At 61.8% G+C, this 15,122-nt stretch carries 11 protein-coding genes; 9 read left to right on the top strand and 2 right to left on the bottom strand.

The genetic code is table 11. The features are described from left to right. Window positions 1-184: 184 nt before the first annotated feature. The 4 genes from M1D68_RS23555 to M1D68_RS23540 all read left to right on the top strand — a co-directional run bounded on the left by M1D68_RS23555 (window position 185) and on the right by M1D68_RS23540 (window position 7,034). A complete protein-coding gene (locus tag M1D68_RS23555) occupies window positions 185-3,808 on the top strand; it encodes a DUF2339 domain-containing protein (RefSeq protein WP_457968548.1) in 3,624 nt (1,207 codons plus the stop codon). Next, window positions 3,805-5,175, top strand: a complete 1,371-nt coding sequence (locus M1D68_RS23550; RefSeq protein ID WP_457968546.1) for a DUF3999 domain-containing protein — start codon at window positions 3,805-3,807, stop codon at window positions 5,173-5,175. The genes M1D68_RS23555 and M1D68_RS23550 overlap by 4 nt, the downstream gene beginning before the upstream one ends. 248 nt (window positions 5,176-5,423) lie before the next feature. Next, entirely contained in the window at window positions 5,424-6,434 is a 1,011-nt protein-coding gene (locus tag M1D68_RS23545) for a class 1 fructose-bisphosphatase (RefSeq protein WP_420767001.1), read from the top strand. Window positions 6,435-6,437: 3 nt separating this feature from the next. Continuing rightward, window positions 6,438-7,034, top strand: a complete 597-nt coding sequence (locus tag M1D68_RS23540) for a DUF924 family protein (RefSeq protein WP_434649291.1) — start codon at window positions 6,438-6,440, stop codon at window positions 7,032-7,034. Window positions 7,035-7,126: 92 nt separating this feature from the next. Here M1D68_RS23540 and M1D68_RS23535 read toward each other — a convergent pair whose 3' ends face one another. Next, window positions 7,127-9,019, bottom strand: a complete 1,893-nt coding sequence (locus M1D68_RS23535) for a methyl-accepting chemotaxis protein (protein ID WP_434561116.1) — start codon at window positions 9,017-9,019, stop codon at window positions 7,127-7,129. Window positions 9,020-9,304: 285 nt separating this feature from the next. Here M1D68_RS23535 and M1D68_RS23530 point away from each other — a divergent pair, with 285 nt between their 5' ends. Further along, window positions 9,305-9,559 carry a hypothetical protein gene (locus tag M1D68_RS23530; RefSeq protein WP_003186715.1) on the top strand — a complete coding sequence of 85 codons (255 nt, stop codon included), beginning with the start codon at window positions 9,305-9,307 and terminating at the stop codon, window positions 9,557-9,559. 43 nt (window positions 9,560-9,602) lie between these two features. Further along, window positions 9,603-10,172 carry a lipocalin family protein gene (locus M1D68_RS23525; RefSeq protein ID WP_420767003.1) on the top strand — a complete coding sequence of 190 codons (570 nt, stop codon included), beginning with the start codon at window positions 9,603-9,605 and terminating at the stop codon, window positions 10,170-10,172. 116 nt (window positions 10,173-10,288) lie between these two features. On the opposite strand, the gene M1D68_RS23520 is transcribed toward M1D68_RS23525, so the two are convergent. Then, the gene (locus M1D68_RS23520; protein ID WP_434561114.1) at window positions 10,289-11,653 is read right to left on the bottom strand and encodes a formimidoylglutamate deiminase; all 1,365 of its coding nucleotides are present in this window, start codon (window positions 11,651-11,653) and stop codon (window positions 10,289-10,291) included. Window positions 11,654-11,798: 145 nt separating this feature from the next. Here M1D68_RS23520 and hutC point away from each other — a divergent pair, with 145 nt between their 5' ends. From hutC to hutU, 3 genes are all read left to right on the top strand, one after another. Further along, window positions 11,799-12,509 (top strand): histidine utilization repressor, encoded by a 711-nt coding sequence (gene hutC / locus M1D68_RS23515; RefSeq protein WP_305501386.1) that lies wholly within the window; start codon window positions 11,799-11,801, stop codon window positions 12,507-12,509. Beyond that, window positions 12,506-13,075, top strand: a complete 570-nt coding sequence (locus tag M1D68_RS23510; protein WP_434608237.1) for a HutD/Ves family protein — start codon at window positions 12,506-12,508, stop codon at window positions 13,073-13,075. Before hutC ends, M1D68_RS23510 begins: the two co-directional genes overlap by 4 nt. Before the next feature lie 345 nt (window positions 13,076-13,420). Then, a complete protein-coding gene (gene hutU / locus M1D68_RS23505; RefSeq protein ID WP_420767006.1) occupies window positions 13,421-15,109 on the top strand; it encodes a urocanate hydratase in 1,689 nt (562 codons plus the stop codon). Window positions 15,110-15,122: the final 13 nt, after the last annotated feature.

Genomic DNA, 15,122 nt, shown 5'->3' with positions numbered 1-15,122 from the left:
ACGATCCACTGTGGGAGCGAGCTTGCTCGCGATAGCGGCATGTCAGGCACGATCACTGTCGCCTGAAACGACGCCATCGCGAGCAAGCTCGCTCCCGCAGGGTTTTGGGGTTTCCACTAGACTGATCCAGGCACCGCATCCTCCCGGTCATGCCCGCTAGGGGCCGCTTAGGGATATCGACCATATGCAATGGATTTTGACACTGTTGGGCCTGGCACTCGGCTGGGTGGTGGACGAGTCGTTCGCCGATGCGCTGATAGGCGCGTTGGTCGGGCTCGGCATCGCCCAGTCGTTTCGACTGGGGCGCTTGGGTATCCAGGCGGCCAAGCAGCAGATCCTGTTGCAAGAGGCCCAGCAGAGTCTGCTCACCTTGGAAGCGCGGCTGGCGATGCTCGAACGCGGCAAGGCCGCCCAGCCGAGTGACCCGGCGCCGGCGGCCGAGGCCGTCGCGCCCCAGGCTACAAAACCCGAGACCCGCACCGAGCCGGAGCTGGTCTGGGAACTGCCGCCAGACCTCGAACCCATCTCCGTCATGAGCACCCAGGCCAGCCAGCCGTTGCCTGATGAAATCTGGAGTCCTGCGCCGGCCGCTTCCAGCCGTCCCTCCAATCGTGACTTTGCGCCGTTGCCCCTTGAATCGACGTCGCCTGCGCCTGCGGTTCCCCGTGGCCCGAATCTGTTCGATCGCGCCATCACCGCAGCGCGCAACTGGCTGTTCGGCGGTAATACGGTGTTGCGGGTCGGGGTGGTGTTGTTATTCCTCGGCCTGGCATTCCTGCTGCGCTACGCCACCGAAGGCATGGTGGTGCCGATCGAATTGCGCTATGCCGGCGTCGCGGCCAGCGCGCTGGGCCTGTTGGGCCTGGGCTGGTGGTTGCGCCAACGTAACAACAGTTATGCATTGATGCTCCAAGGCACGGGCATTGCGGTGCTGTACCTGACCGTGTTTGCCGCCATGCGCCTGCATCCATTGCTCGATTCCAAGGCCGCGCTGGCCTTGCTGGTGGCGGTCACGGTGTTCTCCGCGATCCTGGCGGTCACCCAGAATGCCATGGGCCTGGCGGCGGCCGCGGCGCTGGGCGGGTTTGCCGCGCCGATCCTCACCTCCACCGGTAGTGGCAACCACGTCGGGCTGTTCAGCTATTTCATCCTGCTCAATGCCGGCATCCTCGCGATTGCCTGGTTCAAGGCCTGGCGCCTGCTCAACCTGATTGGCTTTGTTGGTACTTTCGGCATTGGTTTCGCCTGGGGTTTGCGGTCCTATACGCCGGAATTGTTGTGGAGCACCGAACCGTTCCTCATTGTGTTTTTCCTGATGTATTTGGTGATCGGCTTGCTGTTCACCCGGCGCAAGCTGATGGAAATGAGCGATGGACCCGACGATGAAAGCCGCGATGCGATGTTGCGCTGGTCGGCCCGCAAGGGTGATTACGTCGATGGCAGCATGCTGTTCGGCCCTCCGTTGGTAGGCTTCGGTTTGCAGTTCGCGTTGGTCCAGCACCTGGAATTCGCCGCAGCGTTCAGTGCTTTGGCCCTGGGCATGATCTACATGGGTCTGGCCCGCGTATTGATGGGCGGTCGCGCCGTTTTGCTGGCTGAAACCTGCCTCGCCTTGGGCGTGATTTTCAGCAGTCTGGCGATTCCGCTCGGCCTCGATGCCCGTTGGACTGCCGCGGCATGGGCGGTGGAGGGCGCCGGCATCTTCTGGCTGGGCCTGCGCCAACAACGGCCCTTCGCGCGAGTCTTTGCCCTGTTGCTGCAATTGGGTTCGGCGCTGGCCTTCGTCAGCGAATTGCATTCAGGTGAAGGCAGCCTGCTGGAAGGTTCGTGGCTGGGTGCGTTGATGCTCGGTGGTGCCTTGCTGTTCAGCTTCTATCAGTTGCGCAAGGCAGAGCCTGACCATATCGCGAGCTGGGAGCGCCAGGGCCAACCCGTGCTGGCGGTGCTGGGCCTGGGCTTCATTTATTTGCTGGCTCCGCTGTTCTTCTCCACCCACGGCACCGCCATCGCCTGGGCATTGGCCGGCCTGGCGACGCTGTTCGTTGGCCTGCGCCTGCAATCACGTAGCTTCTTGTTTACGGCGTTCGCCGTGCAACTGCTGGGCGGTGCGTTGTTCCTGGTGCGCCTGCAAGGTGCGGACGGGGATTCGACAGCCGTGTTCAGCGCTGGCTGGAGCGGTTTGCTCAGTGCTTCGCTGATTGGCCTGGCATTGATCGGCGGCATGCTGCTGGCGGCGCGCGACGACATGGTGCGCAACGATGTGCGGTTGCTGCGTGGCTTGTCGGTGGTGTTGCTGGCGGGACTGGTGCTGATCAATCTCGCGGTGCTCTTCGTCCTGCCTTGGCAAACGGCGAGCGGCGTGTGGGCGGCCAGCGGCCTGTTGATCATCTGGTTGAGCCTGTACCTGAAGCAGCGGGTGAGTTTTGTCTTTGGCTTGCTGCTGCAATTGCTGGGCGGTGCGGCGTTCCTCACTGCGGGGCCGGCGCTGTTGGGGGCGCTCGATGCCGAGGATCTTCGTCCGCTGGCCCACAGCGGTTTCTGGACACCATTGGTTCTGGGACTGGCGGCGCTGGTGGGTGCATGGCGGCTGCAACGGGCGCATTCGGCGAAGGAGCTCGACGCCTTGAGTTTGCGGCGCCTGTCCGAGCTGTTGCTGATTTGGGGTGCCGGTTGGTGGGCGCTGGCATGGGTCAGCGAAGTGCTGCGCTTTGCCCCGGCCAACCTGCAAGGCAGCTTGTTGCTGATGGTGGCGGCGGCCAGCGTGGCGGTGTGGAGCGTCTTGTCGCTGCGTTTGAAATGGCCGGCGCTGGGGCTGTTGGGCACCTTGCTGATCCCGGCGGCGGGCTGTGTGCTGGTGGCGACCGGGCACAGCCGTTACCACCCGGCGGCGGATTTCGGTTGGCTGGCCTGGCTTGCGGTGTTCGCCGTGCATTTCATGTCCTTGAAACGGCTCGCGCCGATACTGCCGGCCCAGGCGCGCAGTACGGCTCATGTGCTCGGCTGCTGGCTGCTGATGTCGGTGTTGACGCTGGAGCTGCGTTACGGCCTGCTGTTGCTGTCTGAGCAATACAACGCCTGGCGCTGGTTGGCCTGGGCGATCCTGCCGAGCCTTTACCTGGTGCTGGTGTCAACGCCGCGCACCTTGCCCTGGCCGGTATCGGCTCAACCGCGCGAATACCGCGTCTACGCGGCGACACCGATGGCGCTGTTGATGCTCGGTTGGTTCTGGCTGACCAACACCTTCAGTGACGGCAACTCTGAGCCACTGCCCTATGTGCCGTTGCTCAATCCCTTGGAGCTGGGCCTGCTGTTCGCCTTGTTCGGTATTTACGTGTGGGCCCGCAACGCCGTGGAGCAGTCGACAAACCGTTGGAGTCGCGTCGGGCATATCGCTCAGTTGACCGCCGGTGTGTCGCTGTTCGCGTTCTTCACTGCCGTGGTGATGCGCTGTGCGCACCAGTGGATGGGGGTTGCGTACGAACTGGATGCGTTGCTTGAATCCATGTTCGTGCAGGCCGGTCTGTCCATCGTCTGGACCTTGATTGCCTTGGGCCTGATGATCGGCGGTCACCTGCGCCATCGCCGTGAGGTGTGGCTGATCGGCGCCGCGTTGATTGCTGTCGTCGTGGCCAAGCTGTTCTTCGTCGAATTGAGTAACCGTGGCGGTCTGGCGCGGATCGTGTCGTTTATCGGCGTGGGCGTGTTGTTGCTGGTGGTCGGCTATTTTGCGCCGCTGCCACCGAAACGTCCGGAGCCGGCCGCCGATGCCGAGCCGCCGATGCCTGTCAGTGAGGGAGTGTCGTCTTGAGTCGCAAGTTGAGTCGAATCGGGTTGGGCGTGGTCGGGCTGTGGGCAGCCTTGTCGGCGACGGCGCAGGAGCAACCGCAGGATTTTGCCCATCAGGTGCCGTTGGCCTTGAGCGGCGAGGGGCCGTGGTATCGCTTGCCGTTACCGTTGGACGTCCAGTTGCAGGCGCGGCAAACCGACCTCAGTGACCTGCGGGTCTTCAACGCCGCCGGGCAGGCTCAGGCCTATGCGTTGGTGCGCGAGTCGGCTCAGAGCCGGGAGAATCGCACCCTCACCGATGTGAAGTGGTTCCCGTTGTACAACGCCGCGGACGACAGCGAGCGCGCGCCCAGCGTGCGGGTGCAATCGAACGCCAACGGCACGTTGGTGCAAGTGCAGCCGTCCAGCCGACTCGAAGCGGGGGAAGAAGAATTGCGCGGCTGGCTGCTCGATGCCAGCGCAATCAAGGCACCGTTGCAGCAGTTGATTCTCGACTGGACCAGCGAGCGCGACGGCTTCCAGCGCTTCACCATCGAAGCCAGCGATGACTTGCAGCATTGGCAGGCCTGGGGGGAAGGGCAGGTCGCCCGGCTGACATTTGCCGATGAGCGGGTCGAGCAGCACGAAGTGAACCTGCCCGGGCAATCGGCGCGGTACTTGCGGTTGCTGTGGGATTCGCCGTCTTCGGCGCCGGTGCTGACCTCAGCCCAACTGCAAAGCGCCAGCCGCGAAAGCCTGCCGCTGCCGTTGGTCTGGTCGCAACCGCTTGCCGGCAACACGACGAAGGCCGGTGAGTACACATGGCAGTTGCCGATGGGGCTGGACATCGAGCAGGTGCAGGTGGAGCTCAGCCAGGCCAACAGCCTGGCGCCGGTGACCCTGGCCGGTCGCCGTGAAAGCAGCCATCCGTGGCAGCCGATGGGCGGTGGCTTGCTCTTTCGCCTGACCCAGAACGGTCAGGACGTGCAGCAAAACCAGCTGCAGTTGTCAGGCCAGACCGTTCAACAATTGAAGCTGACGGTGGACGAGCGCGGCGGCGGTCTGGGCACCGAAGCGCCTGCGCTGCGTTTTGCCGTGCGGGCGACCCAGGTGGTGTTCCTGGCACGGGGCGAAGGGCCATACCAACTGGCACTGGGCAGCGCGACGGTAAAGGCGGCCAACTTGCCGTTGACCACGCTGATTCCGGATTACAAACCGTCACGCCTGGCGGCGCTGGGTGCGGCGAAGGTGAACGGAACCACTACGTCGACGCCAACGGTTGAAGCGGTGCCTGCGGTCGTTGACACCAACTGGAAGAAAATGGGCTTGTGGGCGGTGTTGCTACTGAGCGTGCTGTTCCTCGCGGCGATGGCGTTCAGCCTGTTGCGCAAGCCGCCGGTCAAGAACTGAGGTGTGTTCATCGTCGGATCGCCGCCCGGAGCAAGCTCGCTCCCACAATAGACCGCATTCGTTAGAGCAACTCGGTCAACTTGTGGAAGCGAGCTTGGTCGCGATGGCGCCTTGTCAATCAACATAAATACCCAAGCGGGCCCCACCCCGTGAACTCAATCCTCCATATCCCGTCTCATAGGAGGAATTAAGTCCCGACTCGCGCTAAACTGCGCGGGTTTTCCGCCCCCTATTCTTCGGAGCCGTCCATGTCCCGCGTTACCTTGAGTCGCTATTTGATTGAGCAGACCCGCAGCAACAATACCCCTGCCGATCTGCGCTTTTTGATCGAAGTGGTGGCGCGTGCATGCAAGGAGATCAGCCACGCCGTGTCCAAGGGCGCGCTGGGCGGTGTCCTGGGCAGCATGGGCACCGAAAACGTGCAGGGCGAAGTGCAGAAGAAGCTCGACGTGCTCTCCAACGAAATCCTGCTGGAAGCCAACGAGTGGGGCGGTCACCTGGCCGGCATGGCGTCCGAGGAAATGGACAATGCCTACCAGATCCCGGGCAAATACCCGAAAGGCGCCTACCTGCTGGTATTCGACCCGTTGGACGGCTCGTCAAACATCGACATCAATGCGCCGGTCGGCACAATCTTCTCGGTACTGCGTTGCCCGAACGAATACCTGAGCCAGAACGAAGCCTTGAATGAAAAGGCCTTCCTGCAGCCCGGCACCGAGCAAGTCGCCGCCGGTTACGCCATCTACGGTCCTCAGACCATGCTGGTGCTGACCCTGGGCGACGGCGTGAAAGGCTTCACCCTGGACCGCGAGATGGGCAGTTTCGTCCTGACCCACGAAGACATCACCATTCCTGAAACCACCCAGGAATTCGCCATCAACATGTCCAACCAGCGTCACTGGGAAGCTCCGGTACAACGCTACGTCAGCGAGTTGCTGGCCGGTGAAGAAGGCCCGCTGAAAAAGAACTACAACATGCGCTGGGTGGCCGCGATGGTTGCCGATGTACACCGCATCCTGACCCGAGGCGGTCTGTTCATGTACCCGCGCGACAGCCGCGAGCCGTCCAAGCCGGGCAAGCTGCGCCTGATGTACGAAGCCAACCCGATGTCGTTCCTGGTGGAGCAGGCGGGTGGCGCTTCCACCGACGGTCGCCAGCGCATCCTCGACATCAAGCCTGAGGGCCTGCACCAGAGAGTTGCGGTATTCCTCGGCTCGAAGGAAGAAGTGGCACGCGCCACGGCTTACCACAAGGAGTAAACCATGACCGGGCCTTGGCAGCCGTTGCTCGATTGGTGGTTTGGCACAGCCCAAACGCCGGACGAAATAGCGGCTGACAAGGGCAAGCTGTGGTTTGGCAAAGGCCATGATCGCCAGGCGCAAGAGCGCTTCGGCGAACAGGTGGAGCAAGCACTGGCCGGCGGATTGACCGATTGGGCGCAACGCCCGGAAGGTTGGCTGGCCCTGGTGCTGCTACTGGATCAACTCCCGCGTATGATCTTTCGCAACACGCCCAAAAGCTTTTCCGGCGACTTGCGTGCCCAAGCGTTGGTGGCCCAAGGCCTGGCGGCAGGTTTCGACCAGCAACTGCGGCCAATCCAGCGTGTCTTCATCTACCTCGTCCTCGAACATTGCGAAAACCTCGCGGTGCAGAACGAAGCCGTGTCTCGGTTCATCGAGCTGGTCCGGGAGCAACCCGAGGCGCAGCGCGCGGTGTTCGAAGACAACCTGGATTATGCCGAACGGCATCAGAAGATCATTGCCCGGTTCGGACGTTTTCCCCATCGCAATGCGGTGTTGGGGCGTGAGTCCACGGCTGAGGAAGTGGAATTCTTGAGCAGGCCTGGGTCCAGATTCTGAATTTTTTGCGAGGCTGATGCCGCTATTGTCGGATCGCCGCCCGGAGCAAGCTCGCTCCGGGCGGCGATCCGACGATGGGGCCCTTCCAGGCGTTAGATCCGGAAACTGCCCACCAACTGCTTCAACCGCGCCGCCTGCTGTTCCAGGTCGGAACAGGCTCGCAAGGTGGCTTGCAGGTTTTCCACGCCTTCCTGGTTCAGCGTGTTGATTTCATTGATGTCGACGTTGATCGATTCCACCACGGCGGTCTGTTCTTCGGTGGCGGTGGCCACGGACTGGTTCATGCCGTCGATCTCGCCGATGCGCTGGGTCACGCTGCCCAGTCGTTCGCCGGCCTGGTTGGCGATGCCGACGCTGCTTTCGCTCTGGCGCTGGCTATCGGTCATGGTCAGCACCGCTTCCCGCGCGCCGACTTGCAACTCTTCGATCATCTTCTGCACTTGCTGCGCAGAGTCCTGGGTGCGGTGGGCCAGGTTGCGCACCTCGTCGGCGACGACCGCGAAGCCGCGACCGGCTTCACCGGCCCGGGCCGCTTCGATGGCGGCGTTCAGGGCAAGCAGGTTGGTCTGCTGGGAAATGCTGGTGATCACTTCGAGAATCTGGCCGATGTTCACCGTGTTGCTGTTCAGGGTTTCGATGTTGCCGCAAGAATCGCTGATCTTGGCTGACAGCTGTTGCATCGCCGTGATGGTTTTATCCACCACTTGCTGGCCATCTTCGGCCAGGTTGCGGGCCTCGCTGGAGTGCTGCGAGGCGAGGGCGGCATTCTGGGCAATTTCCTGGGCTGCGGCGCCAAGCTGGTTGATGGCCGCGGCCACGCTGCTGGTGCGCGAGGCTTGCTGGTCGGAGTTGTACATCGACGAATTGGAGGCGCTGACGACACGCAGGGCGACTTCATTGACCTGGCCCGTGGCGGAAGCCACTTCGCGAATCGAAGCGTGGATACGCTCGACGAAACGGTTGAACGAAGTGCCCAGCGCGCCGAATTCATCATGGCCGTGGATGGTCAGGCGGCGGGTCAGGTCGCCTTCGCCTTCGGCGATGTCATGCATGGCGCGGCCCATGATCAGCAGCGGTTGCATCAATACACGGATGAGCATGCTCAGCAGGGCGATGATGAACACCACGGCAATGACCATGGCAATCAGGGCCGAGGTGCGGAACTCGCTGAGCATCGCCAGCGCCGCGCTCTTGTCGAGTACCAGCGCCACGTACCAGTCGGCGCCGGGTACGCCGGCGACTCGGGTAAAGGAAATGAACTGGGTCTTGCCGTCGAGCTCGACTTCCTTCATGCCCGGGCTGACTTGCGGCGCACCGTTGGGATAGGCCTCGGCGAGGGTCTTGAGCACGCGCTTGCTGTCAGGGTGGACGAGGATCTTGCCATCGGCGCTGACGATGAACGCATGGCCATGTCCGCCGAAGTTCAGCGAGTTGATGATGGCGCTGACGCTGGTCAGGTCGATGTCCGCCCCCGCCACGCCGATCATCTGGTTCTGGCGCTGTACCGGCGTGGCAACGGTGATCACAAGCTTGCCCGAAGACGCGGCGATGTAGGGTTCGGTGACGACGGTCTGTTGGGCGCTGTTGGCGGCCTTGTACCAGCCACGGGCGCGCGGGTCGTAGTCGGCGGCGCGATTGCCGGCCGGCACCGAAAACATTACGCCGTCGGTGCCGCCAAAATAGCTGAGCTGAAAATTGCCGGTGTAGGCAGGCAGGCCCACCGCGCGTTTCAGGCTGTCGGCACTGCTGCCATCGATGGCGATTTGCTGGGCCAGCGATTGCAGCAGTTGGATCCGGCCTTCTACCCACGTCTGGATATTGCGGCTGGTCAGGCTGCCGAGTTCCTGCATGGAGGTCTCGGTGCTGGAATACAGACTTTGTCGTTGGCGGTAATCGTTGAACAGGATGAAACAGGCGAATGCGACGGCCACCACAAGGGCGGCAGCCAACAGGATTTTGTGGCTGAATTTCATGTTTCTGGTCATTAAGAACGCTACCGCGGAGGGACGGGTCAAAAAGGGGTGTCAATTTGCCATAACACAGGATTTTACGCTGTTACTTTTTATCGGCCCGCAAGCCCGGCGCATCAGGCGTCGATGGACTCATCCCGACGAAAGGCACGACGGCGTCACAGTTCGATTGTTTCACCCGTCGATTACCCTCGGGACAACCAATAAATACTGGGGGCGTCGGGGAACCAGATAGGGGTTTTCTCTTCTAAGGTTCAGGTTGGCACCCTGCCACCTCCCTTCCGCTCCAGGAGTTACACCATGTCGCTGCGATCTATCGCCCTGCTGTTCATGTGCGTCGTATTGACCGCATGCAGCAAGGTCAACCAGGAAAACTACTCGAAGCTGTCGGCGGGCATGCCCAAGGCCGAAGTCGAGACGTTGCTGGGGAAGCCGACTGACTGTTCGGGCGCGCTCGGCATGTCCAGCTGCACCTGGGGCGACCAGAAAAGCTTTATCAGCGTGCAGTACGCCGGTGACAAAGTGTTGATGTTTTCCGGCCAAGGCCTGAAGTAACCTGAAGTAAACCGGGGCCAAGCGCCCACGGGAGAAAAAAATAATGATGCGGTTAGTTTTTGTGCTTTTGGCTGGCCTGGTATTGGCCGGCTGTGCCACTTCTGGCGTAGACCCGTTGGCGCCCAAGACCGTCAACAGTGTCAATCTCAAGCGTTACCAAGGGACCTGGTACGAGCTGGCCCGCCTACCGATGTATTTCCAGCGCAACTGCGCGCAATCCGAAGCCCATTACACCCTCAAGCCCGACGGCAACGTGGATGTGTTCAACCGCTGCCTGACTTCCGATTGGAAGTGGGAAGAAGCCCGGGGCACCGCTTACCCGCAGGTGCCAGGCAAGACCGACAAGCTCTGGGTCGAATTCGACACCTGGTTCTCGCGGATCCTGCCGGGTGTGGCGAAGGGAGAATATTGGGTCTTGTATGTCAGCGATGACTACAAGACCGCCATCGTTGGCGATCCGAGCCGGCGTTACATGTGGTTGCTGTCGCGCACGCCAACGGTCAATGTCGATGTGCGCGAAGAACTGCTGAGCAAGGCGCGCCAGCAGGGCTACGACACGACGCGGTTGGTCTGGCGTGCGTCGGACCGGCAGATGGCCAAGACTTCGGACTGATGTAGTAGAACACCTGTGGGAGCTTAGCTTGCTCGCGATGAGGCCTTTACCGTCAACATAGATGTTGATGGAAAATCCGCTATCGCGAGCAAGCTCGCTCCCACATTGAATTGTCGTCAGCCCAGCAGTTCGCGCAGCACCCGGGTAAACGCTCGGGCGCTTTCTTCTTCGCCGGCGTGACGGCCGTCGCGAACCTGCCATTTTCCGCCGACCATCACATCGCGCACCTGGCGATCGCCGCCCGCAAACAGCCAACGATTGAGAATGCCGTCACCGGTCGCCGTGGCCAGGTAAGGATCATTGCCATCGAGCACCAGCCAGTCGGCGCGCTTGCCGACTTCCAATGCGCCGATCGGTTGGCCCAACGCCTGGGCGCCACCGTCCAGTGCGGCGTCATACAGGGTACGCCCGACCATCGGCTGATCCGTTCGGTACAACCGGTTGCGGCGCTGGTCCCGCAGCCGCTGGCCGTATTCCAGCCAGCGTAATTCCTCCACGACGCTCAACGACACGTGGCTGTCAGAGCCGATGCCCATCCGCCCGCCTTGGGCTAGGAAATCCACGGCCGGAAAAATTCCGTCACCCAGGTTGGCTTCCGTGGTCAGGCACAGACCGGCAATTGCCCGGCTCTTGGCCATCAGGCTGACTTCCTGTGGATTGGCGTGGGTGGCATGAACCAGGCACCAGCGTTGATCCACCTCGGCATTTTCATACAGCCATTGCAGCGGACGCACGCCGCTCCAGCTCAAGCAGTCGTCAACCTCCTTTTGCTGTTCGGCGATGTGGATATGCACGGGGCAATCGCGGTCGCTGGCGGCCAGCACATCGTGGATCTGCCCGGGTGTCACGGCGCGCAGCGAGTGGAAGCACAGGCCCAACGCCTGGGACGGTTGCCCGGCCAGGATCGGCTGCAAGCGTGACTGAAGCTTCAGGTAGTTTTCGGTGCTGTTGATGAACCGGCGCTGCCCGTCGTTGGGCTCTTGGCCGCCAAAACCGGAATGGCTGTAAAGCACCGGCAGCAGCGTCAAGCCAATGCCCACGTCACCGGCGGCCTGGCTGATACGCAAGGCCAGTTCGGCCGGATCGGCGTAATGTCTGCCGTCGGTGTCATGGTGTACGTAATGGAATTCGGCAACCGAGGTGTAGCCGGCCTTGAGCATTTCGATGTAAAGCTGCCGTGCGATGACGCCGAGCTGGTCGGGGCTGATTTTTCCGACGAGGCGGTACATTAAGTCGCGCCATGTCCAGAAACTGTCATTGGGATTGCCCGCCACTTCCGCCAGCCCGGCCATGGCCCGCTGGAACGCATGGGAATGCAGGTTCGGCATGCCCGGGAGCAGGGGACCGCCGAGCCGTTCGGCGCCGTTTGCGTGGGAATCGGCCTGGACATGGGTCAAGACGCCCTCGGCGTTGACCTCGAGGCGTACATCATTGGCCCATCCATCAGGCAGCAGCGCACGCTCGGCAAAGAAGGCGGACATCGGTTGAACCTCGTTGCGTGTAATTTGTATATACATATACAGACGTTTGCCTGCCCGGTAAACTCCGGCAAGCTAGTCATCAACATTCGCAGAACAGGAATACGCCGTGCCGACTCCGCCTGCCAAACCGCCGCTGGCCGCAACCATGGGTGACAGTCCGGCGCCCTTGTACGCCCGCGTCAAACAAATGATCACCCAGCAGATCGACAGTGGAAACTGGCCGCCACATTACCGTGTGCCATCGGAAAGCGAACTGGTCAGCCAGTTGGGCTTCAGCCGCATGACCATCAACCGGGCCCTGCGGGAAATGACCGCTGATGGCCTGCTGGTGCGCATGCAAGGCGTCGGCACGTTCGTCGCCGAGCCCAAGAGCCAGTCCGCACTGTTCGAAGTGCATAACATTGCGGATGAAATCGCCTCCCGTGGTCATCGCCATACGTGCAAGGTCATCACCCTGGAAGAAGAGGCCGCCGGTTCCGAGCGGGCGCTGGCCCTGGACATGCGCGAAGGCCAGAAGGTATTCCATTCGTTGATCGTGCATTTCGAAAACGACATTCCTGTGCAAATCGAGGACCGTTTCGTCAACGCGCTGGTGGCGCCTGATTACCTCAAGCAGGACTTCACTCAACAAACGCCCTATGCCTACCTGAACCAGGTTGCGCCGCTGACCGAAGGTGAGCATGTGGTCGAGGCGATCCTGGCGGAGCCGAGTGAATGCAAGCTGTTGCAGATCGAGCGGGGCGAGCCGTGCCTGTTGATCCGTCGCCGTACCTGGTCAGGGCGCCAGCCGGTGACCGCCGCACGCCTGATCCATCCGGGCTCGCGTCACAGTCTGGAAGGGCGTTTCCACAAATGAGCCAATTGAAGGTTTTACGCGCAGCGGATTACCCGCGCATGCCGTGGAAAAACGGCGGTGGCAGCACCGAGGAAATCACCCGCGATGCCGGCACCGGCCTGGAAGGTTTCGGCTGGCGCCTGTCCATTGCCGATATCGGTGAATCGGGTGGTTTTTCCACCTTCGCTGGCTACGAACGGATCATCACGGTCTTGCAAGGTGGCGGCATGACGCTGACTGTCGATGGCCACGCCACGCGGCCGCTGCATTCGCTAGATCCCTTTGCCTTCAGCGGCGAGAGCCAAGTGCAGTGCACGCTGCTGGAGGGGCCGATTCGCGACTTCAACCTGATCTACGCGCCGCAGCGTTACCGCGCGCGGCTGCAATGGCTGGGCGGCCAGCAGCGTTTTTTCAGCGAGGCGGGAACGGTATTGGTGTTCAGTGCCGCTCCGACGCTGAGGGTCAAGATGGATGAAACTGTCGAGGCACTGGGGCTTTATGACTGCCTGCAACTGAGCGGTAACGCTGGGCTGCTGGACATTACTACCCACGGCCAATGTTGCGTGATCGAGTTGACGGCCCACTAAGGTGCCGCGCCACAAAAGGTGTGTTCGTTGTTCCTTCTGGCGCACCAACTTGTTACCGAACGCCCCAGCGTGGCGCAATACCACGCTTTTATGCCCTTCTGATTGCTTCCCAAAAACCTCCTCCAAAAATTTCATTCAGCTTGGCGGCCCTTCTATTACGAGGCTTCTCGCCGATTCTTCAATTTTTCTTGATTAGCCCTTCAACAAGTTGGCCGCTTGATTGCATATGCTTGTACATACAAGTAAAGACGTATGCGTATGAGACCTCTGCATTCAACGCTACGTTCGCTTAATTGCTGCCCACTGCCCGGGCTGGTCTGGATTGATCGCTGAGGAGTTTTTGCTGTGACCGACGCTACCCGCAAACCTGAAAAATACCGTGACGTTGAAATCCGTGCCCCTCGCGGTAACACGCTGACCGCCAAGAGCTGGCTGACCGAAGCGCCGCTGCGCATGCTGATGAACAACCTCGACCCGGAAGTGGCCGAGAACCCCAAGGAGCTGGTGGTCTACGGTGGCATCGGGCGCGCGGCGCGCAACTGGGAGTGCTACGACAAGATCGTCGAAAGCCTCACCCATCTGAATGACGATGAAACCCTGCTGGTGCAGTCCGGCAAGCCGGTGGGCGTGTTCAAGACCCACAGCAACGCCCCGCGCGTACTGATCGCCAATTCCAACCTGGTGCCGCACTGGGCCAGTTGGGAACACTTCAACGAGCTCGACGCCAAGGGCCTGGCCATGTACGGCCAGATGACCGCCGGCAGCTGGATCTACATCGGCAGCCAGGGCATCGTGCAAGGCACGTATGAAACCTTCGTCGAGGCCGGCCGCCAGCATTACGACTCCAACCTCAAGGGCCGCTGGGTCCTGACCGCCGGCCTCGGCGGCATGGGCGGCGCGCAACCGTTGGCCGCGACTTTGGCCGGTGCGTGCTCGCTGAACATCGAGTGCCAGCAGGTGAGTATCGATTTCCGCCTGAAAACCCGTTACGTCGACGAACAAGCCAAGGATCTGGACGACGCCCTGGCGCGCATCGAGAAATACACCGCCGAAGGCAAGGCGATTTCCATCGCACTGTGTGGGAACGCGGCTGAAATCCTGCCAGAAATGGTCCGTCGTGGTGTGCGCCCGGACATGGTCACAGACCAGACCAGCGCCCACGACCCACTCAATGGTTACTTGCCTGCCGGCTGGACCTGGGACGAATACCGTGCCCGCGCCAAGACTGAACCCGCCGCCGTGGTGAAGGCCGCCAAGCAATCGATGGCCGTCCACGTCAAAGCGATGCTCGAATTCCAGAAAATGGGCGTGCCGACCTTCGACTACGGCAACAACATCCGTCAGATGGCCCAGGAAGAAGGCGTGGAAAACGCATTCGACTTCCCGGGTTTCGTCCCGGCCTACATCCGTCCTCTGTTCTGCCGCGGCATTGGCCCGTTCCGTTGGGCGGCGTTGTCCGGTGACCCGCAGGACATCTACAAGACCGACGCCAAGGTCAAGGAACTGATCCCCGACGACGCCCACCTGCACAACTGGTTGGACATGGCCCGCGAGCGCATCAGCTTCCAAGGCTTGCCGGCGCGGATCTGCTGGGTTGGCCTGGGCCAACGCGCCAAGTTGGGCCTGGCGTTCAACGAGATGGTCCGCAGCGGCGAGTTGTCGGCGCCGATCGTCATCGGCCGCGACCACCTGGACTCCGGTTCCGTGGCCAGCCCGAACCGCGAAACCGAATCCATGCAGGACGGTTCCGACGCCGTTTCCGACTGGCCACTGCTCAACGCATTGCTCAACACCGCCAGCGGCGCGACCTGGGTTTCGCTGCACCACGGCGGCGGCGTCGGCATGGGCTTCTCCCAGCACTCGGGCATGGTGATTGTCTGCGATGGCACCGACGAAGCGGCCGAACGGATTGCTCGCGTACTGCACAACGACCCGGGCACTGGCGTGATGCGCCACGCCGACGCCGGTTACCAGATCGCGATCGATTGCGCGAAGGAGCAGGGGCTCAACCTGCCGATGATCACTGGCAAGTAAGTGCAAAAACTGT

Source organism: Pseudomonas sp. R4-84, assembly GCF_054130985.1.
Note: the sequence above shows the minus strand (reverse complement) of the source record. Positions and strands in the feature narration are given on the sequence as shown.

Bases quoted from the DNA above. Each gene is read 5' to 3' on its own strand.
- M1D68_RS23555 (WP_457968548.1), top strand. From the start codon at position 185: ATGCAATGGATTTTGACACTGTTGGGCCTGGCACTCGGCTGGGTGGTG.
- M1D68_RS23545 (WP_420767001.1), top strand. From the start codon at position 5,424: ATGTCCCGCGTTACCTTGAGTCGCTATTTGATTGAGCAGACCCGCAGC.
- M1D68_RS23540 (WP_434649291.1), top strand. From the start codon at position 6,438: ATGACCGGGCCTTGGCAGCCGTTGCTCGATTGGTGGTTTGGCACAGCC.
- M1D68_RS23535 (WP_434561116.1), bottom strand. From the start codon at position 9,019: ATGACCAGAAACATGAAATTCAGCCACAAAATCCTGTTGGCTGCCGCC.
- M1D68_RS23530 (WP_003186715.1), top strand. From the start codon at position 9,305: ATGTCGCTGCGATCTATCGCCCTGCTGTTCATGTGCGTCGTATTGACC.
- M1D68_RS23525 (WP_420767003.1), top strand. From the start codon at position 9,603: ATGATGCGGTTAGTTTTTGTGCTTTTGGCTGGCCTGGTATTGGCCGGC.
- M1D68_RS23520 (WP_434561114.1), bottom strand. From the start codon at position 11,653: ATGTCCGCCTTCTTTGCCGAGCGTGCGCTGCTGCCTGATGGATGGGCC.
- hutC (WP_305501386.1), top strand. From the start codon at position 11,799: ATGGGTGACAGTCCGGCGCCCTTGTACGCCCGCGTCAAACAAATGATC.
- M1D68_RS23510 (WP_434608237.1), top strand. From the start codon at position 12,506: ATGAGCCAATTGAAGGTTTTACGCGCAGCGGATTACCCGCGCATGCCG.